General features: G+C 64.9%; 16 protein-coding genes. 5 read left to right on the top strand and 11 right to left on the bottom strand.

Features of this window, described 5'->3' with window-relative positions; translation table 11 throughout:
* Positions 1 to 70 precede the first annotated feature (70 nt).
* From U4012_RS23040 to U4012_RS23020, 5 genes are all read left to right on the top strand, one after another.
* A complete protein-coding gene (locus U4012_RS23040; RefSeq protein WP_044845915.1) occupies positions 71 to 916 on the top strand; it encodes a M15 family metallopeptidase in 846 nt (281 codons plus the stop codon).
* 301 nt (positions 917 to 1,217) lie between these two features.
* The gene (tssM, locus tag U4012_RS23035) at positions 1,218 to 5,159 is read left to right on the top strand and encodes a type VI secretion system membrane subunit TssM (RefSeq protein ID WP_321801754.1); all 3,942 of its coding nucleotides are present in this window, start codon (positions 1,218 to 1,220) and stop codon (positions 5,157 to 5,159) included.
* Positions 5,156 to 6,145, top strand: coding sequence for a type VI secretion system-associated protein TagF (gene tagF, locus U4012_RS23030; protein ID WP_044845917.1), 990 nt, complete (start codon positions 5,156 to 5,158; stop codon positions 6,143 to 6,145). Before tssM ends, tagF begins: the two co-directional genes overlap by 4 nt.
* Before the next feature lie 4 nt (positions 6,146 to 6,149).
* Positions 6,150 to 7,100 (top strand): OmpA family protein, encoded by a 951-nt coding sequence (locus U4012_RS23025; RefSeq protein WP_321801752.1) that lies wholly within the window; start codon positions 6,150 to 6,152, stop codon positions 7,098 to 7,100.
* Between the two features lie 40 nt (positions 7,101 to 7,140).
* Positions 7,141 to 7,716 (top strand): DUF3592 domain-containing protein, encoded by a 576-nt coding sequence (locus U4012_RS23020; protein ID WP_321801750.1) that lies wholly within the window; start codon positions 7,141 to 7,143, stop codon positions 7,714 to 7,716.
* 168 nt (positions 7,717 to 7,884) lie between these two features.
* Here the strand turns inward: U4012_RS23020 and U4012_RS23015 are convergent, their stop codons facing one another.
* The 11 genes from U4012_RS23015 to U4012_RS22965 form a co-directional block, all read right to left on the bottom strand.
* The gene (locus tag U4012_RS23015) at positions 7,885 to 10,179 is read right to left on the bottom strand and encodes a DUF2235 domain-containing protein (RefSeq protein ID WP_321801748.1); all 2,295 of its coding nucleotides are present in this window, start codon (positions 10,177 to 10,179) and stop codon (positions 7,885 to 7,887) included.
* A complete protein-coding gene (locus U4012_RS23010) occupies positions 10,172 to 10,951 on the bottom strand; it encodes a hypothetical protein (protein ID WP_321801846.1) in 780 nt (259 codons plus the stop codon). Before U4012_RS23010 ends, U4012_RS23015 begins: the two co-directional genes overlap by 8 nt.
* Before the next feature lie 143 nt (positions 10,952 to 11,094).
* Positions 11,095 to 11,919 carry a DUF3304 domain-containing protein gene (locus U4012_RS23005; RefSeq protein ID WP_052664705.1) on the bottom strand — a complete coding sequence of 275 codons (825 nt, stop codon included), beginning with the start codon at positions 11,917 to 11,919 and terminating at the stop codon, positions 11,095 to 11,097.
* A gap of 13 nt (positions 11,920 to 11,932) precedes the next feature.
* Entirely contained in the window at positions 11,933 to 12,955 is a 1,023-nt protein-coding gene (locus U4012_RS23000; RefSeq protein WP_321801745.1) for a DUF4123 domain-containing protein, read from the bottom strand.
* Positions 12,955 to 15,516: a type VI secretion system Vgr family protein gene (locus tag U4012_RS22995; protein WP_321801743.1), complete on the bottom strand. Its 2,562-nt coding sequence runs from the start codon at positions 15,514 to 15,516 to the stop codon at positions 12,955 to 12,957. Before U4012_RS22995 ends, U4012_RS23000 begins: the two co-directional genes overlap by 1 nt.
* 67 nt (positions 15,517 to 15,583) lie before the next feature.
* Entirely contained in the window at positions 15,584 to 16,705 is a 1,122-nt protein-coding gene (gene tssA, locus U4012_RS22990) for a type VI secretion system protein TssA (protein WP_321801741.1), read from the bottom strand.
* Between the two features lie 44 nt (positions 16,706 to 16,749).
* A complete protein-coding gene (tssH, locus tag U4012_RS22985) occupies positions 16,750 to 19,419 on the bottom strand; it encodes a type VI secretion system ATPase TssH (protein WP_321801739.1) in 2,670 nt (889 codons plus the stop codon).
* 40 nt (positions 19,420 to 19,459) lie between these two features.
* Positions 19,460 to 20,560, bottom strand: coding sequence for a type VI secretion system baseplate subunit TssG (gene tssG / locus U4012_RS22980; RefSeq protein ID WP_257775214.1), 1,101 nt, complete (start codon positions 20,558 to 20,560; stop codon positions 19,460 to 19,462).
* On the bottom strand, positions 20,524 to 22,359 hold the full coding sequence (gene tssF / locus U4012_RS22975; RefSeq protein ID WP_124487868.1) for a type VI secretion system baseplate subunit TssF: 1,836 nt from the start codon (positions 22,357 to 22,359) through the stop codon (positions 20,524 to 20,526). The genes tssG and tssF overlap by 37 nt, the downstream gene beginning before the upstream one ends.
* Before the next feature lie 77 nt (positions 22,360 to 22,436).
* Positions 22,437 to 22,922: a type VI secretion system baseplate subunit TssE gene (gene tssE / locus U4012_RS22970; RefSeq protein ID WP_044845929.1), complete on the bottom strand. Its 486-nt coding sequence runs from the start codon at positions 22,920 to 22,922 to the stop codon at positions 22,437 to 22,439.
* A gap of 62 nt (positions 22,923 to 22,984) precedes the next feature.
* The gene (locus U4012_RS22965; RefSeq protein ID WP_006477093.1) at positions 22,985 to 23,488 is read right to left on the bottom strand and encodes an Hcp family type VI secretion system effector; all 504 of its coding nucleotides are present in this window, start codon (positions 23,486 to 23,488) and stop codon (positions 22,985 to 22,987) included.
* Positions 23,489 to 23,501 lie beyond the last annotated feature (13 nt).

The following is a 23,501-nucleotide window of genomic DNA, read 5'->3' as shown; positions in this document are numbered from 1 at the left end:
CTCTCAAAGCAGCCTGATTCTAAGAGCAAGCATTGCAAAACACAATCAATTCCAATTTCCGGGGATTTCGTTGATTGCCGTCGCACTCGTCGCCTATTTCGCCCTTGCCGTCGCGGTTGCGGCACTGTTGCTTTTACCGGGTATCCGCGCGACCGTTTTCGAATCCGTCGCCCAGTTTCGCGGCCGCCTGACGCGCCGCGCGAACGATCACGCCGCACGTACGCGAAGTCAAATTGTTAAATCGGCAACCGTTACGCGCGGCGCATTAAGTGACGTGCAAAATTTACTGATCCGGCGGCGCTTGATGATTATGGTATCGGCAGGTATTCTTGCGACGCCGCCATTGGTGGCCATTGCGTTACGCGGTCGGCAATTATTTCAGTACGACGACACGGCGCGCGTGCCTGACGAGAAGATCGCCGCGCTGCTGCAGGGCGAACAGCTCGTGCCGCCGCCGCCGTTGCCGCCGGAAGTCTTTGCCACGAAGGAAGTCGAACAGGTGCGGCCTGCGCTGAGAGATGCAAGCCGCGACTGGAACCTGCTGGATCCCGATTTCCGTACGCGTTTGCTGCTGGTCTACAAGATCATGCACGAACAATATGGTTACGAGATGGCGCTGCTGGAAGGTTATCGGAGTCCGGAACGACAGAACCGGCTCGCGCAGATGGGCACCAACGTGACCAATGCGGCGGCCTTCCAGAGTTATCACCAGTTCGGGCTCGCGGCCGACAACGCGTTTCTGCGCGACGGCAAGCTGGTCATTTCCGAGAAAGATCCCTGGGCGATGCGCGGCTACCAGTTGTACGGACAGGTCGCCGAGCAAGTCGGCCTGACCTGGGGAGGCCGTTGGAAAATGATGGATCTCGGGCACGTGGAATACCATAAACCCGGTTTTAAACTGGGACGCGGCAGCTAGTCAGGGCTACCGGACAAGAAATAATGAGGGCGGCATGGGGCTTTTTAATCACCCGGCAGGAAACGATTTGGGCGGTGCAAACGATCGGGCATTCCGTTGCGCGATTTTTTCAGGCAGCCGCTTCCGTTTTAATTCTCACAGCGTCCTTTCATTATTGCGCGCGCCTTCTCCGATGCCGCGGGCGCATTGATGCCAGCCCCCTTCATCCCGTTTGACAGCATGGCGACACATCGCGGCGCCACGCTTGCCGCTCGGCGCGCCTGCGTCGCCTCACCGAATCGCACCGGAACCTGAACGTCCTATGCAACGCATCCTCAACGTGCTGACTCATCCGCGTACGCTCTCGATTGTCGGGATCGTCGCGCTAGCGGCGATTCTCTTCATCGCTGCCGACATGCTGCAGCTGCCGCTCCTGTGGGCGGCGGTCGCCTTCGCGGCGATCCTCGTGCTGTGGCTCGGCGTCGCACTGGTGCGCCGCTGGCGCGTGAAGCGCGCGAACCGGCAGCTCGGCCAGGTGCTCGAAGAGCAGGCGGAAACCGGCAAGATCGCCGCGCCGGCCGCGGCCGCGCTCGCACCCGACACGAAAACCGCCGACCTCGACGTGCTGCGCACGCGCCTGTCCGACGCGGTGAAGACGATCAAGACGTCGAAGATCGGCCAGGTGTCGGGCGGCTCCGCGCTGTACGAACTGCCGTGGTACATCGTGATCGGCAACCCGGCCGCCGGCAAGAGCAGCGCCGTGCTGAACTCCGGCCTGCAGTTTCCGTTCGCGGACAAGAACAGCGCGGTGATCCACGGCATCGGCGGCACGCGCAACTGCGACTGGTTCTTCACGACCGAAGGGATCCTGCTCGACACGGCCGGCCGCTACTCGGTGCACGAGGAAGACCGCAGCGAATGGCTCGGCTTTCTCGGCCTGCTGAAGCGCTATCGTCCGAAGGCGCCGATCAACGGCATCATCGTCACCGCGAGCATCGCCGAACTCACCGGCAACCGCCCCGAGTTCGCGATCAACCTCGCGAAGAACCTTCGTCAGCGCGTTCAGGAGCTGACGGAGAAGCTCGAGGTGTTTGCGCCGGTCTACGTGATGTTCACGAAGGCCGACCTGATCACCGGCTTCACCGAATTCTTCAGCAGCAGCGACAAGCACGAATACGACCGCGTGTGGGGCGCCACCCTGCCCTACGAGCCCGATGACAAGCGCGACGTGGTCGCGCAGTTCGACACGCACTTCGAGGAACTGTACGAAGGGCTGAAGGAAATCAGCGTCGCGCAGCTGTCGCTGTCGCGCGGCAACCGGCTGTCGCCGGGCCAGCTGAGCTTCCCGCTCGAATTCTCGACGATCAAGCCGTCGCTGCGCGCGTTCCTCGCGACGCTGTTCGAGAATAACCCGTTCCAGTACAAGCCTATTTTCCGCGGCTTCTACTTCACCAGCGCGCTGCAGGAAGGCGAAACCAACAGCGCCGCCGCGCAGCGCATCGCGCACCGCTTCGGCCTCGACGCGAGCGCGCTGCCGAAGCCGCACAGCGCGTTCTCGAAGAACGGCTTCTTCCTGCGCGACCTGTTCTCGAAGGTGATCTTCGCGGACCGCCAGACCGTGCGCCAGTTCGCGAGCCCGACCAAGACCCGGCTGCGCTACGCGACCTTCTTCGGCTTCGTCGCGGCGCTCGCGCTCGCGCTCGGCGGCTGGACCTGGTCGACGATCGGCAACCAGCAGCTCGTCGCGAACGTGCAGGCCGACCTCGACAACGTCACGCGCCTGCAGCAGGGCCGCAACGACCTGCAGTCGCGCCTGCAGGCGATGGACATCCTGGAAGACCGCATCGAACAGCTCGAACAGTTCCGCCGCGACAAGCCGGTGTCGGTGTCGCTCGGCCTGTACCAGGGCGACCGTCTCGAGCAGCACCTGCTGACCGAGTACTACAACGGCGTGCGCCAGATCCTGCTGGCGCCGGTCTCGCAGAACCTCGCGTCGTTCATGAAGGACGTGAACGCGCACCCGGAACAGCTCGTGCCGATGACGCGCCCGCCGGAATCGGGTGCCGTGCAGGGCGGCGCGATTCCCGTGTCGACGAACCCGCCGGGCGCCACGCCGCTCGCCGGCGCCGCGCAAGGCGCATCCGCGGCGGCGGCCGCCGCGCCGCAACAGCCGGCCGCGCCGCAAGGCGGCCTCTACAGCGACGCGTCGCCGACCAACGTGCAGGACGCGTACAACGCGCTGAAGACCTACCTGATGCTGTCCGACAAGCGTCACGTCGAACAGGCGCACCTGACCGACCAGCTCGCCCGCTTCTGGCGCGGCTGGCTCGAGACGAATCGCGGCAACATGCCGCGCGACGAGATGATCAAGAGCGCCGAGCGCATGATCTCGTTCTATCTCGCCCGCGTGAACGACAACGACTGGCCGATGATCGACGCGAACCTCGCGCTCGTCGACCAGACCCGCGAGAACCTGCGCCGCGTCGTGCGCGGCATGCCGGCCCGCCAGCGCGTCTACGAGGAAATCAAGGCGCGCGCGTCGACCCGCTTCGCGCCGATGACCATCGCGCGCATCGTCGGCGACGGCAACCAGGGGCTAGTCGCCGGCAGCTATGCGATTCCGGGCACGTTCACGCGCGAAGCGTGGTTCGACTACGTGCAGCCGGCGATCCGCGACGCGGCGACCAAGGAACTGCAGGCGAAGGACTGGGTGCTGAACACGTCGACGCAGGACGACCTGACGCTGGAAGGCAGCCCCGAGCAGATCCAGAAGACGCTCGTCGGGATGTACAAGACCGAGTACGCGCAGCACTGGCAGAAGTTCATGCAGGGCATCGCGGTGCAGGGCTTCAGCAGCTTCGGCCAGGCCGTCGACGGGATGAACCGCCTCGGCGACCCGCAGGATTCGCCGATCCGCAAGATCCTCGAGACCGCGTATGACCAGACGTCGTGGGACAACCCGTCGCTGGCGAACGTCGCGATCAAGAAGGCGCAGACCGGCGTCGTGAACTGGGTCAAGCAGCTGTTCACGCGCTCGCAGGCCGGCCAGGTGGCGGCCGCGAACATCGACATCAACGGCAATCCGGCCGAGGTGCCGATGGGTCCGATCGGCCAGGAGTTCATCGGGCTCGCGCGGATCGTCGCGACGCACGACGGCACGTCGATGCTCAAGGGCTATATGGACTCGCTGTCGAAGGTCCGTACGCGCTTCAACGTGATCAAGAACCAGGGCGACCCCGGCCCCGGCGCGCGCCAGCTGATGCAGCAGACGCTCGACGGCAACGGCTCGGAACTCGCCGATTCGCTGAAGTTCGTCGACGAGCAGATGCTGACCGGCCTCACCGATTCGCAACGCAAGTCGCTGCGTCCGCTGCTGGTGCGGCCGCTGATGCAGGCGTTCTCGGTGGTGATCCAGCCGGCCAGCGCGGAAGTCAACAAGGTATGGAACGCGCAGGTCTACCAGCCGTTCCAGAGCTCGCTCGCGACCAAGTACCCGTTCGCGGCGAACGCGAAGGTCGAGGCCGGCGCCGGTGAAATCGCGCAGGTGTTCGGTCCGGACGGTGCGATCGCGAAGTTCGTCGGCACGACGCTGGGCCCGCTCGCGGTACGCCGCGGCGACACGCTCGCCGCCCGCACGTGGGGCGACATGGGCATCGGCCTCACGCCCGACTTCACGAACGGCTTCGCGCGCTGGGTCGCGCCGCTCGCCGGCGGCGCCGCGGGCGGCGCGGCCGCGGCGGCCGAACCGCAGACCGTGTTCCAGATCCTGCCGCAGCCGAGCACGGGCACGACGGAATACACGATCGCGATCGACGGCCAGCAGCTGCGCTACCGCAACACGCCGCCGCAGTGGACCAACTTCGTGTGGCCGAACCCGCAGGGCTCGCCGGGCGCGACGCTGTCCGCGACGACCTTCGACGGCCGCACGGTGCAGCTCGTCAACGAACCGGGCCGCTACGGTCTCGAGAAGCTGATCAACTCGGCGCAGCGCAAGCGCCATCCGGACGGCACCTTCGACCTCACGTGGGTCCAGGGCAGCGTGAACGTGTCGGTGACGATGCGCATCATCAGCACGTCGCAGCCGACCAGCAGCGGCGGCGACCAGCCGCAGCAGCAGAGCCTGCGCGGCCTGCAGCTGCCGTCGTCGGTCGCCGACGCGAGCGCGGGTGCCGCGCAGAACGCGACGCAGGCCGGCTCGGGCGCGCCGGCGGCCGCACCGGCCGTCGCGGCCGCCACCGCAACGAACGCACAGGGGGCGCAATGACGCAAACCGTTCAGGCGCAGATCGCCTACTTCGGCAAGATTCCGTCGCGCGGCGACTTCGTGAAGAGCCCGCACAATCCGCAGTTGCTGCAGACGCTCGATCGCTGGATCGCGCAAGCACTCGAACTGCTCGCGGAGGATCCGCGCTGGAAGATCGTCTACGAGGATGCGAAGCCGATGCATTTCGCGTTCCTCGGCTCGCGCAGCAAGCTCGCCATCGCGGGCCACATGGTCGCGAGCCACGACGTGTCGATGCGCCGTTTCCCGTTCCTCGGCGCGACCGCGCTCGAGGTCGACCGGCCGCTCGCGTTCCTCGCGCGCAGCCCGCTCGCGTTCGCGCGGCTGTGGTCGCGCGTCGCCGCGCAGATGCCGGCGCTGCTCGCGAAGGAGGAGCCGCCCGGCGCGCTGCAGGCGCTCGGCGATACGCAGGTGCCGATCGACGTCGGCGGCCCCGGCACGTCGCATGACGGCACCTTCAACGACTTCATCGAACACCAGTCGCTGTACGGCCTGCAGCAGATGCTGCTCGAAAGCGGTCATCCGGTGCGGCTGCGCGGCGCGATGCTCGCGCTCGGTTCGCTGTTGCGGCCCGTGATGCAGAGCGGCTCGTCGCACATCGAGCGCGGCCTCACGCTGCCGCTGCCGGTCGACCCGTTCTATCGCAGCCTCGTCGCCGCGTTCTGGCTCGAACTGATCGCACCGTTCGTCGCGCAGGCCGACTTCGAGCTCGCGATCTTCATCGGCACGATCGCCGAACGCGAACGGCTGATCATCGGCTTCAACGGCGCGTCGTCGAAGACGCTGCTGAGCGTCGTCGATCCGCAGACCTACGCCGCCCACAACATCGACATCGACGATCCCGAGTGGATCGACGCCCATGCGCAAAACGATCACCAGATCAGCAAGCTCGTCAGCTACCTCGACCAACCGCAACTGTCGCTGCGCGTCGCCATCGACGCCTTCCGCGAAGCGTTCATCGGAGGCTGACGGGATGCAACGCACGATTCAGGTCCGGCGCACGCGCTTGTCGCCCTTCGTATCCGCTCTCGCCGCCGCGGGCCTCGTCGCCTGCGGCGCGGCCCATGCGCAGAACACGGGCGGCGCGACCGTCACGCCGGTCGGCAATGGCACGGTCGCGACCGCCGCCCTGCCCGCGAACGCCAACCCCGGTGCCGCGCCGGCCACGGCGTCCGGCACGGTGGTGCGCGGCACGGCCGGCACGATCGCACCGCCGCCCGCGAACGCGTCGCCCGGCCAGGTGGTGGTCGGCGGCAAGGTGCCCGACGAGGCGACCAAGGCCGCCGTGCTGCAGAAGCTGCGCGACACCTACGGCGCGGCGAACGTGGTCGACCAGATCGAGGTCGGTGACGTCGCGACGCCGCCGAACTGGAGCGCGAACGTGCAGAAGCTGCTCGGCGCGCAGTTGAAGCAGATCAGCAAAGGCCAGCTGAAGATCAACGGCACGCAGATCGAGATGAAGGGCGAGGTGCACAACGAGGCGCAGCGCCAGCAGCTCGCGAGCGACATGGCGAATACGCTGAATCCGACTTATACGATCAAGAACGGGCTGCGCGTGTCGGCGTCCGAGCAGGGGCTGCTCGACCAGACGCTTGCGAATCGCACGATCGAGTTCGAAACGGGCAGTGCGACGCTCACACCGCAAGGCAGGCAGATTCTCGATCAGATGGCGGCCGCGCTCGCGAAGATGCAGAACCGCACGGTCGACATCATCGGGCATACCGACAACTCCGGGAACCGGACGTCGAACATCGCGCTGAGCCAGGCGCGTGCGGATGCGGTGAAGGGGTATCTGATCACGAAGAGCATCCCGCCGCAGCAGATGACGACGACGGGGGTCGGGCCGGATCAGCCGATCGCGCCGAATGATACGGCCGAGGGGCGGGCGAGGAATCGGCGGATCGAGTTCCGGGTGGGGCAGTAAGCGGAGCATTCGGGGGCATGGCGAGAATCCAGCAATTCCGATGAAATTCGCTCTGCGCTGCTTGCGATCGGCCATTCTTCTGGTTTTCGGTGCGGTCTTCGTGCTGGTGGGCGCATCGGGCGTCATCAATTCGGCCATCCTCGTTCGCGCTGGCGCATGGCCTCATGTCCCCGCCTTTGTCGAGCGATGCGAGTTGTCTCTGCGATATGGCAAGTCCGACGTGACATGGGAGGCGCGCGCCGTCTTCCGCTATGGTGCCGGGCAAACGCAGCACTACGACACGACGTGGCAGCCTGCCGGGTCGCCTGTTTATTCGCGCTCCGCCGCGTCGAACATCGATCGCGAACAGTTCGCCGCGTTCACGAAGACGTATTGCAGCGAGGCCGCGAACGATGGTCTGCGCGTTTCGCCGATGTTTCCGGGTATTGCGCGGCGCAACGAAGCGGTTGTGGGCGGGGAATGGGTACGAGAAATCGGGTTCGGCCTGTTCGCCTTGGTCGGCGGGTTGATGCTGTGTGCGGTGAGCATTTCGCTGCTGCCTTGGATCGAGGATCGCAAAAAGCATGCGGTGCGGCGCAAAGCACGGCGCGCGCGGAATCGCGCCAGCGGTGCGTGATGCGGACGTGCAGGCCGGTTTCGCGGAGTTGCTTGTAGACCAGGCGCCATGCTGAATCTGCCGTGAGTCGATGTTCGGCGGTTCAGCATTCGAATATGGCGGTCATCTCCCGGAGCGCTCTTCCCTGACAGACAGCGAGGCACGCGCTCCGTCATCCAGCAACGCCGCTCAATGAATGGGGGGAGTTGTGCCGCCCTTGTAGCCCCGCGCCCATTCCTGGCTCTGCTTGGCCGCCTGGTCGATACGTGCCGCGGCAAGATCGTCTTTCTTGCGCTGCTTCGCTTCCTTTGCGAGATCGCTCGACCCGAACGTATCCTTGTCGCGAGTGCGGAAGTACAGTGACGGCGCCAGCACGTGGTCTTGCCAGCTCGTCAACAACGTATCGTGGACAAGCATGTCGAACAGCGCCATGACCTCCTGCGGAAGCGGATGCTTGCCTTCGACCCCTTCCTTCCAGGCCGACACCAGCTCCATCTCGGCTTCCGGCAGCATAGCCGCCTCGATCGCGTCCGCGCTCGCCTTGTTATTGGAGTCCCACGAATCCGGCATGTTACGGATACGCTCGGCGGATTGCTTCAGGCCGTCCTGATACGACGCGCGGCGCAGCTTCTTTGCCGCTTCCTTCTCGAGACGCTCCCAGACCGTCGAATAGTCCTTCGGCGCTTCCGCGATCAGCTTCTCATAGCGCTTTTGTGCCGCGTCGCTCGCTGCCTTCATGCCCCGCAGCTTCGCCTGGTCCTCCTGGCTGCGGCTGGCCAGCATGCTCATGTTGATGCCTTGTCGCTGCAGTTCCCAGTCGAGTTGCGACTTCGCCGTCTTGCGCTGCAGGTCGGCGTCGCTCATGTTGCGTTTCCAGTCGGCAACCGGGTCGGCAATCGTGCGGCGGAAGTCGGGATCCATGTAGCGGGCTGCGATCCAGCGCATGAAGACTTTCGAATGCTCCATGAAGTCGGCGCCGGGCTTGCGGGGGACGAGGGTACGGTAGGCATCGACCAGTTGCTTGATGCGATATTGCTTACCGTCGCAGTTGATGGGTTGGGCGATCGTGAATCTGCCGAACGTATCGTTCTTGTAGAGATAGAGATCCTCCATCGTATCCATCACTGCACCCGCCTTTAGTGCTTCCAACAGCATGTCGCGCAAAGGTACCCGCATCAATTCGGCATTCAGACCAAGCGAACCATTTGGTGCACCACCCACGACATCGCTGCTCGTACCCGGATAGAGAAACTGTTCGCCACGAGTTTTCTCGAGACTGTCGAGACGCTGATAGAAGCGCATCTCATGCGCAGCGGCAAAATGAACGCAGCGCTGCACACTGGCCGGGATGGCGAGAGGACGATCCTTGAAGCTGGTTTTGAGCATACCCAGATAAGGCACCATTCCGATCAACTCGCCGGCCTCCTCCGACATGATGGACGAAACTGCATCGAGCAATCCGACGAACTTGATCTGAATCGGCACGCCTTCAATAGCGAGATCCGTGTCGTCCCTGCGCTTGTATTTCTCCGCCAGATCGTTGATGAACGCACGTGCGAGCACGCACCCTCGATCCGCGCCGAACACCGACACCTCGATCACCCGAACTTTCGGCATCTGCTTCTTGACGACCTCGTACGCAGCCTTGAACTGATCCTTGGCTGCGATCAACCGCGTATCGACACCTGTGCCGAAAGCTTTGGCCATGACGGAATTGTCACGCACGATCGGCACGTTCTCCATCGCTATACCGACAAAAAGGCTGCGCGCGACCGCCCAGCCGGCCTTCATCGGAGCGCCTTTGACGTTGTTCTTGAAGTCGTTCTTCGCGTTGCGCCACAGCAGCGTTCCGGTAGCCTTGGTTCGTTCCCAGTAACGCTCCGGCGATGCATTCAACACGTTCATCACACGCCGCGCCTGATCGGGGATGCGCTCGATATCCTTCCGAAGATTCTGGAATGCTTTGTCGATTGGTCGAAGCGAAAAATCCCCCTCGAGAAACCCATCGACGAGTTGCTTCTTGACGTCGTCGACACGCTTTTTCACGCTCGCTTGTTTGATTGGCGTATTAACGCGCGTGAACGACTTGGCGACCGACTCCGCGCCGCTCAATGCCTTCTTGCCCGCCATCTTGCCGGCGGCTACGCCTGCATTGATCAATTCGTCGGCCTTGGCTGACTCGTTCAGCGGCGTGCCCAACCCCGAATAGTAGAAGCGGTACCAGAACTGATTGACCGGACGACGCGAGTCGTCGTTATCGCGGTGAGCCTCCCATAAGCGGCAGATATTCGAGTATCGGGAACTTGCCTTGTCGTCGAGATCCGCGTTACGACCAAAGGCATCAAAAAAGAACCCCATGCGAATCGTCGCGCCACATGGCATGCAGTCACCCTTCGGATAGAGATTCGCATTCTGGGAAACCAGTTGCGAATTCACCGACATCGGCGTTGCGTCGTCCGGATCAAGCTTGATTTTCTCAACCATGCAGTTTCTCCTCCACGCGCGACTGTGGCAGCAAACCGTCAGCAATCGGCGGCACGGCCACCGACACGAATTTCCCGCTCGCTACCTCGAAGCGCACGTGATTTGGAACCGACAGCGCCCACTTCGCAAATGCACCTGGCTGGCTGGCTGCGGTCTTCAAGATGCGCTGAGCCTCCGGATGCGCATCGAATCGGCTGTTAATGAGCAAACTGAAGTATGTGTACTGCTCCAAATCGTCACGGTCCGTCAGACGATATTTCAACCATGCCGACGCGACGATACGAGCGACACGTCGAAACTGCTGATCTTGGCGCTCATCGTATCGTCTATCGAGTTGCGTCTGGTACTGCTTCATCCACTTCACAACATCGACGATCGGCAGACGTGCATCATCAAGCAACTGACCTGGAAACTGAAATTCGACATGCCGATCCGGGAAGAAATGCACTTCGAGAATCCGGCCCCCCACATCGTCGGGTGTCTGGGACTGCGGCATCGATACCTTCGTCTCACCGTGGAACATCTGCTTGTCGCCCTTATGCCACTGGTCGACATCGTAGTAATTCCACTTGACGACAAATTCCGTGCCCTTGAGCTTGTAGCAACACTTCACGCTGCCGCCGCCGGCTCCCGGCGGGTCGTCGCCGCCGCCACTCGCCGTGTTGCCAAATTCGTCGGTGATCGTGAAACCACTCATGTTGTACGGCAGATAATTCCGGCCTATGACAGAAATCCCGTTGTATGTCGGCTCCGATTTCCCGCACGCCGCCATAGCCGTCACGAGCAGGCACCCCGCCAGGACACGATTCGCCAGCCTCGAAAATCTCGTTGCTCTATTCACTGATATTTTCCTTCCGAATATTGTCCAACATGCGTTGCCGACGTACGGACTGCACCGGTAGCACTTCCACGCCGTCAGACACGTCCGCTTCTTGTCGCTCGAATCGCCCGCATCGCCTCCGGTGTTCGCGGCAGCGGCAACAAGCCGTCCGGAATCATCGGGACGGTCACCGACTCGAATTTGTCGCTCGTCAACTCGGAGAGCACGTTCCTCGGCAGAGATCGCATCGACGCTGCGAACGCACCGGGTCGATTGGCAGCCGCTTTCAGGACTCGCTGAATCTCAGGATGCGCGTCGAACCGGCTATTCACCAGCACGTTGTAGTAAGCGTACTGCTTCAAGTCATCGATCTCAGTCAGCCTGTATTTCAACCACGCTGCAGCAACGACACGTGCGATGCGACGAAACTGCTGGTCATCACGCTCGTCGTATCGTTTGTTCAATTGCTCCTGAAACTGGCTCGTCATCCAGCGCGACACCTCGGTCATCTGAATACGCGATCCATTAATCAGCGCACCTGGGAACTGAAGTTCGACGTGGCGATCCGGATAGAAGTGAACTTCGAGAATTCGATCGCCCACCTTCTCCGGAACATTCGACTGCGACAACGTGGCCTTTGCCTCGGCATGAAGCGTTTCCTCGTTACCTTTGTGCCACTGGTCGACGTCGACATAATTCCATTTGACCGTGAACTCGGTACCCTGGAGCTTGTAACAACAAGCTAACCCGCCCCCACCACCCGGCAAGCTGTTCCCCCCACCCGCCTTGTTTCCGTGGGCATCGGTGATCGTAAATCCGTCCAGGTTGTACGGCAGATAGTTGTGAGCGATGACCGAAACGCCGCTATATGTCGGCTCCGACTTGCCACACGCGCTCAAAGCCGCCGCAACCAGGCACATCGCCGGTACTGACCTACGCCACGCCACGACGCACCTCCATCGATTCCCGCTCGTGCGCATCGCGAATCGCATCCCATGTCGCGTCGTCGATCGTCGCCAGTGCGTCATTGAGCGTCGTCTCTCCATGAGCCACGGCCCCAAGGCACACCCGCACCGCCGGATGCTCGTCGAACCGGGGCGCAACCAGCACGCCCGTCATCACGTAGCACTGCAATTCCGCTTCTTCGGCAATCCCGTGCGCTGCTGCGCGTTCGAGTTGCTCGACAACCTGATCATGGAGTTCCGCATCGGACAGGTGATCGACCACCGCCGCCATCGTCTCGCGAAACTTCAGCACGAGCTTGTCCGGGTACCCGAGCTCGATCAGTAGCGCGTGCTGCCGCTCGCTGAGGTCCGGTGCGTCGCTTGCCGACATCACACCTTCAACCGCCGGCGTGTCGTTGCGCCACACGACTTCGTCGAGCCGACGATCGCGATATCGGATCTCGCTAAACGGCGCGACGAACCGCCGCGCCTGCGTGTCGCTCCACACCTGTCGGAGCCGCCCGAATACATGATTGTCGAAGAAGAACAGGTAGTACGCGCGACCGTTCGGCAGCGCGTACTTCACGTACTGGCGCAGATGCGCATCCAGCGCGTCGAACGACCACGCCGAGCACAACCACGTCACCGCATGCAGATCGACGGCGTCCAGCCATAGTTGACGCAGCACGCGATGCTGCTCCGCATCCCCGCCGTCGAGTGCGCGACTGTCGAACGCAATCAGGTACGGTGCGATATCCGTATAGGCATCCAGCCCGGTATCGGTCCAAAGGGACGCGTAACGCAGGCCGCGCACGGCTGCCAGCTGCGTGTCCAGCTCCTGATAACCGCGCGTGTCGACGAGCACGTACAGACGCATCGGTCTGCCGTCGCCGGCCTCGTGCTCCAGCGATGCCTTCAGCGTCTCCACGAACGCCGGCCATTCACACTCGCGCGGATTGGGCCCATCCGCCGCCATCTCGATGGTGTCACCCGTATCGTTGACTTCGTCCATCAATCCGCCTCAACCATCGATTCACGACCGCTATGTGCATTCAGCACGCATTGCTTGCACGTGCCGCCCGGCATCGCGGGCAGCGGATACTGCATGCTCGTCGGTCCGCTGAACTGGTGCTGAGCGCCCTTGAAATCTACCTTCCCCGGCGCGTGAATCTCGATGTTGCCGCCCTTGATCCGGATATAGGCGCCACCCGACGTGAGCAGGATCTCCTGCTTCGCGGCCACGTCGACGGCCTCGGTCGCCGCCATCATCTTCACGGTCTTCTGCGCTGTGAGTTCGATGCTGTCCGCATGCGCCTGAACCTCGACCTTGCCCTTCGCGGCGAACAGCTTCATCCCGGCGTTCTGCGCGAACAGGCTGATGCGATCCCGGATGCCGGCGATCAGAGACTTCCCGCTGATGATGAACGTACTTTGACCACTGACGATATTGGTCTGCCGGTCGCTTGCCAGATGCACCGACTGCTGCGACGCCACCCCGATCCCCGCCGGGCTCGCGAACAGCATCACCGGCTCCTTGAACGCATTCGCATTCCCCGTCCCGCCGCCTGCAGTCCTGCCGCCACCCGAGGCCGCCCCCGCCACGCTGTTCTGCGTCGCCTCGGCGAATTGCTTGAGCGCATCGCGACCGGTGCCGAGACTCTCCGCCTGATGCATCTCGCTGACCTGCGACATCGATTCGATCAGCCCCTCAGCATTGCCAAGCTGCTGCTTCGCTTCGCTCACGTCGAGCGGCTGGCTGTTCGCCTGCTTCGGATGCGTCGTCACGTACAGGCCCTGCCCGGCACGCATCGCACCGTACGCATCCGTGCGCAGGTCGAAGCCGGAGCCGAGATACGCACCGCGCGTATTGCCGTTCTGCTCGATCAGATAACCGAGGTGAAGCAGCGAATTCGCGCTGCTGCTGAACAGGCGCGCGCGGTTCTGCCCGGTCGCGTCGTCGAGCACCATCTCGTTGTGCCCCGATCCCGCATACTCCTTCGACCGGAAGCCCGACAGGATCCCGTTGCTATGCCACTGCGGCCTGGTCGCACCGTTGTACACGCGATGCATGACGATCGGCCGGTCGCAGTCGCCGCCGATGTAGCCGATCAGCACTTCCTCGCCGACCCGCGGAATATGCACGCCGCCGTACCCGCCGCCGGCATCGGACTGCACGACACGCATCCAGCACGACGCGTTCTCGCGGCCTTCGCTCTGGCGGTCCCAGACGAACATGACCTTGATCCGGTTCAGCTCGTCCGTATAAACCTCTTCGCCCTTCGGCCCGACGACGATCGCCGTCTCGAGCTGCATCGCGGGCTTGCGATGCTCGAACGGGCTGCGGTACGGCACGCTCGCGCGCTGCGCTTCGACCTCGACGAGATAGAACCCGGCGGAGCCGTCGTCATGCGCGACCTGGAACGCAGCCGCTTCCCCGTGACCGGCCTTCACCTGCGCCAGCTGGTCCTGCAGGCTATGCGGAAAACTCGCTTCGTGGTCCGAAACCGGCAGATTGTTCTCGATGTACCGCGTGACGCCGATGGCCGCGAACTCGCGCTCGCTCGCCGAATCGCGATCGTGCTCGGGATGACCGCTCAGCGTGAAGCGCCGGCCGGCATCGATCGCGCGCACGCCGCCCACACCGAAGAAGCGCTTCGCGCGCGACTCCCATTCCTCGAGACGAATCTTCGACAGGTGTTCGCCGCGGTCCTGGCCCGGATACGTGTACGCGCCGGTATATTCGTAGATTTCCGCCTGGCCCGGCAGGTCGCCCTGGCCGGCCTTGGTCGGCAGCGACGTGCCGTTCGGATTGCCCGCCGACGACGGCGCTTTGTAGTCGAACGTGCGCGTCGTGTGCAGCGTGCTTTGCAACGTCCGCGATGCGGTCCATTGCGTAAACCCGGCGGTTTCGGTGCCGCTGCCGGAACGATCGAACGTAACGACATTCGGGTACAGCGCATCGACCGCATGCACGTCGTCGGTGATGACGAGCGTATGCGCGTTCCCGTCTTCGCTGTGCCGCCAGAACCCGAACAGCCCTTCGTCCTCCATCAGCCGGTGCACGAAGTTCCAGTCGGTTTCGCTCTGGCGACAGTACGACCGGGACGGCAACGGTTTCGACAACGCGAACTGGTATTGGCCTCTGGCCTGCGGATGCGTATCGAACACGTCGGAGAGAATCGCGTCGACCGGCTGGTCCTGCCAGTACCGCATGTCGCTGCGGAACTTGAGGAAATGCATCCACGACGCGAAGCGCAGCTGGTAACTCGACAGGCTGCCGTCGGCGCCGAGCCGTCGCGCCGTGTGGACATAGCCGTTGATCGGCAGATACGACTTGTCCGGCTGCTGGATCCACAGCGTGATCGGCTGCGCGATCAGCGTCTTGAGCTCGACGTCGCTCGCGGTGGACACCAGATCGAGCGCCACGCTGAAATCGCGGCCGAGCGCCGAACGGGTCACGGCGCGGCGCGGCACGAGCGCATTGTTCGGCAGCGACGGGATATCCGTCTTCAGCAGCCGATCCTGCTGGATCAGGCCACCACGAATCGCCTGTGCCAGTTCGGTCACGTTCATGCGTCACCCTTCTTCTCGTTCATCGCGAGCCCGCCGGGCCCGCGCTCTCAGGTCAACAAGCGGCGGCTCACGACTGCTCGTCGGGCCTCACCCCCAGCAGCTCGCGGATGTGCGACAGCGACCCGTCGTCCTTCACGACGCTCTCGAGCCACTTGTGCAGCGGCATGTCGGCCCATTCGGCGGCCTTGTCCGCGAGATACGCGACCGGGCTGTGCGGCTCGGTCTGGCGGAAGTAGCGCGCGACCGCACGCAGCTGGTCGACGGCCTGCGCACGGTTCTGGATGCCGGCGATCATTTGCGTCACCGGCGGACGCGGAGCGGTCTGCGACTGCACATGGGTCTCCTCGGTGTGGAACGCGTCGCCGAAGCTCGGCTCGATGCGCTCGGGCTGCGCCTGCGGCGCCGACGGCGCATGCGGCACGCTGCCCGTATAGCCCTGCTCGCGCGCGAAGCGCTCGACGAGCCGGTACACGGTCTCGAACGCGTCGCGCGTCTGCCGGAAGCTCGGCGCCGAATCGCCGGCGCGTTCGACGAGCCGCTCCTCGAACGCGTCGAGCGAGATTTCGAACGCCTTCAGGTTCGCGAGCAGCGTCGTGTAGAACGCGATCGACGTCACGCGCCGCGACGCATCGACCTGCTCGACCGACGGCTTGCCGCGCGCGATGTCGTCCGCATGTTCCGGGTCGCGCTTCACGGCCTGCGCCACATGCTGCGCGACTTCCCAGTCGAGCGTGGTGAACGCGTTCGATGCGCCGTCGGTCACCGGAATGCCGCGCAGCAGCTCGGCCGTGCGGCCGGACAGCCACGCGACGTTGCCGAGCCGGTATTCGACGTCGTCGCCTTCCGGCAGCGGATGCACGGTGTCCCAGTAGTCGCGGCACAGGCCTTCCAGCAGCGCATAGCCTTCGGTGAGGCCGGTGATGCCGTCCTCCAGCGCGAGCGCCTCGGTCAGCCACACGGCGAGCCGCAGGTCCTTGGTGCGCGTGCGCAGCAGCGCGCCCGCATGATCGACGACGAAGCCCCAGTCGGCCTCCTTGATCTCGGTCACCCACTCGCCCTGGTCGAGCGTCGGATCGTCGTAGCGCCGCGCGTCCTGGATCGCGTCGAATTCGTTCGAGAACAGCAGGTCGTCGCCGCTGGGCGACGCATCGCTGATCGGCGTCAGCAGCTCGGGGAGATTGATCGGCATGGTTCAGTGAATCCGTTGATGCATGAGATGTCGCGTGCGGAGGCTCATTCGACCGTATAGGCGAATTCGCCGGCCTCGTCCGCGCGCACGGCGATGCGCGCGATGGCCGCGCCGTCGGCGATCCGGCCGAGCACGTGGCCCGCGATCTCCGGCAGCAGCGTGCCGTTCAAAATGTGGTCGACGTTGCGGGCACCCGAATCGACCTCGGTGCAGCGCGCGAGCACCGCGTCGACGAGCGATTCGTCCCACTCGAACGCGGCCTTGTGGTTCGCTTCGATGCGGCGACGGATCCGTTCAAGCTTCAGCTCGATGATCTCGGCCAGCACGTCGTCGGAAATCGGGTAGTACGGCACGACCTTCATCCGGCCGAGGAACGCGGGCTTGAACGTCTTGTACAGCTGCGGGCGCAGCGCCTCGGCGAGCGCGTCCGGATCGGGCAGTTCCTCGGCCGGCTTGTTCAGGCACGCCTGCATCACCGCAGCCGATCCGACGTTCGACGTCAGGATGATCAGCGTATTGCGGAAGTCGATCTCGCGCCCTTCGGCGTCGTCCATCGTGCCCTTGTCGAACACCTGGAAGAACATCTCGAGCACGTCCGGATGCGCCTTCTCGACCTCGTCGAGCAGCACGACGGAATACGGGTTGCGGCGCACGGCCTCGGTCAGCACGCCGCCCTCGCCGTAGCCGACGTAGCCCGGCGGCGAGCCCTTCAGGCCCGACACGCTGTGCGCTTCCTGGTACTCGCTCATGTTGATCGTGACCATCTTGCGCTCGCCGCCGTACAGGATGTCGGCCAGCGCGAGGGCCGTCTCGGTCTTGCCGACGCCCGACGGCCCGACGAACATGAACACGCCGCGCGGCTTGTTCGGATCCTCGAGGTTCGCGGTCGCCGTGCGCACGCGCTGCGCGATCGCGTCGAGCGCATGGTCCTGGCCGATCACGCGCGCGGTCAGCAGCGGCTGCAGGTTCAGCACGGTGTCGATTTCATCCTTCACCATCCGGCCGAGCGGAATGCCGGTCCACGCGGCGACGATCTCGGCGACGACGTGGCCGTCGACCTGCAGCGGCACCATCGGCTCGCCGCCCTGCAGCGCGTGCAGCGCCGCGACGCGTTCGGCCAGCTTCTCGCGCGTGGCCGACACGTCGACCGGCTCGCCGTCTTCCGACGGACCGCGCGCCCGGTCGAGCGTGTCACGCAGTTCGGTGATCTCGACGACGATCGCGCGCTCGGCTTCATAGCGCGCTTCGTCCTCGGTCAATTGTGCGAGCGCCGTGTCGCGCGCGCCGCGCAGCTCGCCCAGGCGCTCGTCGTGCGCGGCGCCGCCCGCCGCTTCGCGCTCCAGCGACGCGATTTCCGCGTCGATGCGCTCGATGCGCTTCTTCGTGTCGTCGATCGCCGCCGGCGTCGCGCTGTGCGCGAGCGCGACCTTCGCGCACGCGGTGTCGAGCACGCTGATCGCCTTGTCCGGCAGCTGGCGGCCGCTGATGTAGCGATGCGACAGGCGCACGGCCTCGGTGATCGCATCGTCGAGAATCCGTACGTTGAAGTGCTTCTCCATCAACCCGGACATCCCGCGCAGCATCGCGGCCGCGAGCGGCTCGCTCGGCTCCTCGACCTTCACGACCTGGAAGCGCCGCGCGAGCGCCGCATCCTTCTCGAAGTACTTCTTGTATTCGCTCCAGGTCGTCGCGGCGATCGTGCGCAGCTCGCCGCGCGCGAGCGCCGGTTTCAGCAGGTTCGCCGCGTCGTTCTGGCCGGCCTGGCCGCCCGCGCCGATGATCGTGTGCGCCTCGTCGATGAACAGGATGATCGGGTGCGCGCTCTTCTTCACCTCGTCGATCACGCTCTTCAGGCGGTTCTCGAACTCGCCCTTCACGCTCGCGCCGGCCTGCAGCAGGCCCATGTCCAGCACGTGCAGCGCGACGCCGCGCAGCGGCGGCGGCACGTCGTCGGCCGCGATCCGCAGCGCGAGACCCTCGACGACCGCCGTTTTGCCGACGCCGGCCTCGCCGGTCATGATCGGGTTGTTCTGGCGACGACGCATCAGGATGTCGATCGCCTGGCGAATCTCGGCTTCGCGGCCGATCACCGGGTCGATCTTGCCGTCACGCGCGCGCTGCGTGAGGTTGGTCGTGTACGTGTCGAGCGCGGGCGTCTTCGACGGGCCGGCCGCGGGCGCGGCGCCGTCGGCGGCCGGCGCGACGTCGCTGCCTTCCGCATCCGCCTGGCGCGGCTCGGCTTCGCTCGAACCGGCCATGATCTCGTCGAACTTGTGCTTCAGGTCCGTCACGTTCATTTCCGCGAACTGCGACGACATGCGCTGCGCGAACTGCGCGAGATCGGGCGCGGTCAGCAGCGCGAGCAGCAGGTGCCCCGAACGGATGCGGCCGAGCTGCGAATCGAGCGACGCGATCAACCAGGCCTGTTCGAACAGCGTGATCAGGTGCACGGAAAACACCGGCGTGCGCGTGTTGCCCGTCTTCAGGCGCGTGAGTTCGCGCTCGAGATCGGCGCGCAGCGCATGCGGATCGACGCGGCTCGCACGCAACGCGAGCGGCAGGTCGCCCGTCGCCTGGTCGAGCAGCGCGAGAAACAGATGCTCCAGATCGACCTCGTAATGGCCGCGCGCCAGGCACGCGCTCGCCGCGCGCTCGGTCGCGTGCCGGCACAGCGGGTTCAGTTTCGTGATCAGGGTCTTCAGGGGCGTGCTCATGGCGTCGATCTCAGGTTCGATTGTTTGTTGTCGTTCGGAATCAGTGAATCACGTGCAGTTCGTAGCGAGCGTCCGAGCGGTCTTCGGCCGCGTCGCGCGTGCAGAGGAACGCGTCCCAGCCGAGCCGCGAGCCCGCGCCGAGCACACTTGCACCGACCTCGGTGCGTTTCAACACGAGCTTCACCTCGTATTCGAGCGTGACGCCGGCGAGCAGCGTCAGCATCCGCTCGAGCGCGACGGCCTGCGCGCCGCCGGGCAGGAACGCCTCGTAGTCGCGCTTGGACAGCGGGCCGACGACGATCCGCGCGCGCATGTCGCGCTGCCATACGCGTTCGCCGACGAGCGCCGTCGCGCCGAGCACCGCGTTGACCTCGCCGAGCACGCTCAGCTGGTCGGGCGGCACGTCGTACCACTTGCCGACGAACTGGTCGATCTTCACCGGCACGCGGAAGTAATCGGACAGCGTGCGCTGCAGGTAGGCGGCCGACATCGGCCGGTGCCGCGCGGCGAGCGCGTAGCCGGCGACGGCCTCGTCGAGCACGCCGCCCGCGCCGGCCGCGAGGCTGTCGCGCACCTCGTCGCTCGGCACGCCGGCGATCGCGAGCAGGAGCGGCAGGTAGCGCTCGTCGCGGTCGAGTTCGTAATGGAACGGCAGCCGGTATTTCTTCCACGCCGCGTAGAACAGCGCGGTCGCGCGGTTCGAGAACACGTCGAAGAAGGCGCGCGCCGCGTGGTCGCGCTTCAGGTGCTCGCGCGCGACGATCTGCTCGGTGTAGTGCAGCGGCAGCGCGCCCTGCCCGCCGAGCAGCCCGAAGAATGCGGGTGTCAGTTCGACGTGACCGAGCTCGCCGGCCGCGAGCGCGGCGCCGCGATCCTCGCCCGAGTCGAGCAGCGTGCCGTCGTCGTCGAACGAGCGGGCGCCTTCGATCTCGCTCGGCGGAAAGCCGAGCGACAGCGTGTTGCGGAATTCGATGCGCTGCGCGACGACGTCGCCCTGCCGCCACGCGCCGGGGGCATCGGACGCCTGCCGCGCGAACAGCCCTTCGAGCACGCGCACCGCCTGGAAGAACTCGAAGCGGTGCGGCTCGTCGAGCAGCGCGTCGACTACGCCAGGATCGATTCGCCGGTGCGGGGCTTGCATCGAATGATCTCCTCGCCGGTGCGCTTCGACACCACGACTAGTTGAACGAAACTGTTGAGATGGACGTACAGCCCGAAGAAGCTGTCGAGCACGCGTACGAACGACGCGAGGCTCGCGCCGACGAAGTGCTCCTCGTCGATCGTCAGGCGGATCTCGATGCCGCGCACGAAGGTCGCGAACGGCTTGCCGGGCAGCCACTGCACGGCGCCGCGCTGCTCGACGCCGGCGAGGCCGTCGATCTGGCGCATCGACACGGCGGTGCGCCGCAGGTCGTACAGCGTCAGCATTTCCTTGAGCGGCGCGAGCCCGTGCGCGACCAGCGACACGTGGTTCAGCGCGAGATGCGACACGAGCCGCCAGTGCGCGGCGCGGCCGCGCTCGAAGCGCACGCTCTGCGTCGGGCGCCGCAGCATCGAGATGCCGCTCGTCTGCGCGCCGCCTTCCTGGAACAGGTCGCCGCCTTCGAGGCCGAAGGCGAGCATCGCCGGCAGGTCGCGGTTCGTGCAGGTGAGGTCGAGGCTCAGCGTGTCGGTCTGCGGCGAGGTCGGCTCGAAGTCGATGTCGACGATCGAGATCTCGGTCTCGTAGCCGGGGCTTTTCTGCGCGACCCAGTCGTTGCGGCGCGCGAACCAGTAGTGGCCGATCCGTGCCGATTCGCCGTGATGCAGCGAATAGAACGGCCGGAACTCGATCACCGATTCTTCATGCGCCTGCTGCCGGACGAGCTTCACCGAATCGATCGAGTACACCTCGTACGCGAACGCGCGGCGCGCTTCGGCGATCACCGGGTACGACACCGCGCGGTGCGTGATGCGGATCGGCTCGCCATGCTGGCGGAACAGGTTGACGATCGGCGTGCAGAACAGCCGGAAATGGCTGGCCGTCAGCAACTCGAGCAGCCGCGCGACGTGCGAATCGCTGCGCACGTCCTGCAGCACCAGATGCAGCGTCGCGCGCTGGCAGCGGCCCGACGCGCGCGCGATCGCCGCAAGATCGAAATCGACGAAATCGAACTTGTCGGGGAACGCGAAGTATTCGGTGAGCAGGCGATACGCGGGGTGCGACTTCGCCGGGTAGTCGATCAGCGCGTCGTCCTCGTCGAAGCCGGCGTGCGCGATCGGCAGCTTGCGCAGCGCGGTCCAGCGGCCGTTGCGCTCGGGCTCGACGTACGCGCCGAGCACGTTGACGAACAGGCAGTCGGTCAGCGCGGCGACGAACGACTGCTCGCCGTGCAGGTGCGCGCGCAGCGTCGGCAGCTTCAGCGCGCCGAGATCGAGCTGCGCGGCGAGCGATTCGAACGTGATCGAGATCACGCCCGTCGCGTTGGACGGCAGCACCGTCGCGCTCGGTGCGAGCGCGACCGGCGTGTAGCGCGCCTCCGAGATGCGGATCGGCGCGAGCGTCACGTCGTACGCGGTGCGGAACCGGCACTGCACGCCGCGGATCGGGCGGCTCTTCAGCTCGGTGCCGCGGTCGATCACGACCGGTTCGGTCTGCTGGCCGGGCGACGCCGGCGTGAACTGCGCGATCGAGCACGACGGGAACGGCCGCAGGTAGTGCGGATACAGCACTTCCAGCAGCGCTTCGGTGAATTCCGGGTAGTCGTCGTCGAGCTTCTTGTTGATGCGCGCGCCGAGCAGCGCGAACGACTCGATCATCCGCTCGACGTGCGGATCCTCGCAGTGCTCGCCGGACAACGCGAGCCGCGCGGCGATCTTCGGATAGCGCTCGGCGAAATCTCGCGAATAGCGCCGCAAAAACGATAATTCGCGCTCGTAATACGGCAGCAATTCTTCCATCGACGACCCCGAACCTCAATATTTCCTGCCGGACCCTGATCCACCACCGGGCGGTCCGGCCCGCTCGGCAGCTCGATTCACAGCATTCTGGCCGCGCGTGCGCGCGTGACCGAATACTGCAGCGTCGACGGCTGCAGCATCGCATCGAAACTCACCGGCTCCTCGGCCGGATGCACGACGAGCAGCGCCTGGATCGCGAAGTAAAGCGCGTTGGTCGACTGCTCGTTCAGCTCGAACGTCACCTGCACCTGCTGCAGCCGCGGCTCGTGGCGCGCGATTGCCTGCTGGATCGACTTGCAGATGAACGCGCGGTCGTAGTGACTCGCGAGGCTCAGCCCCGCGAAATCGTTCAGCCCGTAGGTCAGCACCGACTTCTGGCATTCCGGCAGCGCGGCCAGCTCGATTTCGGTGTGCGCGATACGAGTGTTGAGGATCGCCTCGACGTCGCGGGCGACCGTGTTCTTGAGCTCGTCCAGCGACAATTGCCGCATCGCGGCCGAGGCCGGCAGATGCGGTTCGTCGTCGAACAGCTTGTCGAGAAAACTGGGTTCGAATCTTTTCATCGGCCGGCGTGCACAGCGAAAACGGCAACGGGACGCCGAGCGCCCCGTTGCCGCAACCGACCTTAGACCGCGTAGGTCTTGTCGTTCTTCGTCAGGCTCCAGGCGCCTTGCGTGTTGCCGCCCTGGTTGCCGCCGATCTTCTGCTGGGTCTGCTTCCACTGCACGGCCGCGTACTTCAGCGAGAACGTCTCGAGCGGCAGACCTTCTTCGCGAACGCTCGGTGCGATGCTCGAGATGATCACGTACTTGAGCTTCACTTCCAGATACTGCACGCGCTTGCCTTCACCGTCCGCGCGCGAGAAATGGACCGTCACTTCATCGAACGTGGTGCCGCCCGACGCGTGCTGATACAGCAGCGGGCTCGACGAATCGATTTCCTTCGTGAAAATCATGTCGCCGTGCTCGCAGCGCGTCATCGTGTGACCGCCTGCGGTCGATGCCGTTGCCGAACGCGGCTGAACGATCGAGTGATCCCACGATTTCAGCTCGATCCAGCCTTGATGGTCCTTGTCCGCGGATTCACCCTTCACCGCCGGACTACCAAACTGCAAGTGCATATGTAACATGGCCCTTCGACTC

Origin of the sequence: Burkholderia sp. BCC1988, assembly GCF_905339895.1 — a bacterium.
Lineage (GTDB): Bacteria > Pseudomonadota > Gammaproteobacteria > Burkholderiales > Burkholderiaceae > Burkholderia.
The sequence above is the reverse complement of the archived record's forward strand: the minus strand, read 5'-3'. Positions and strand labels throughout refer to the sequence as shown.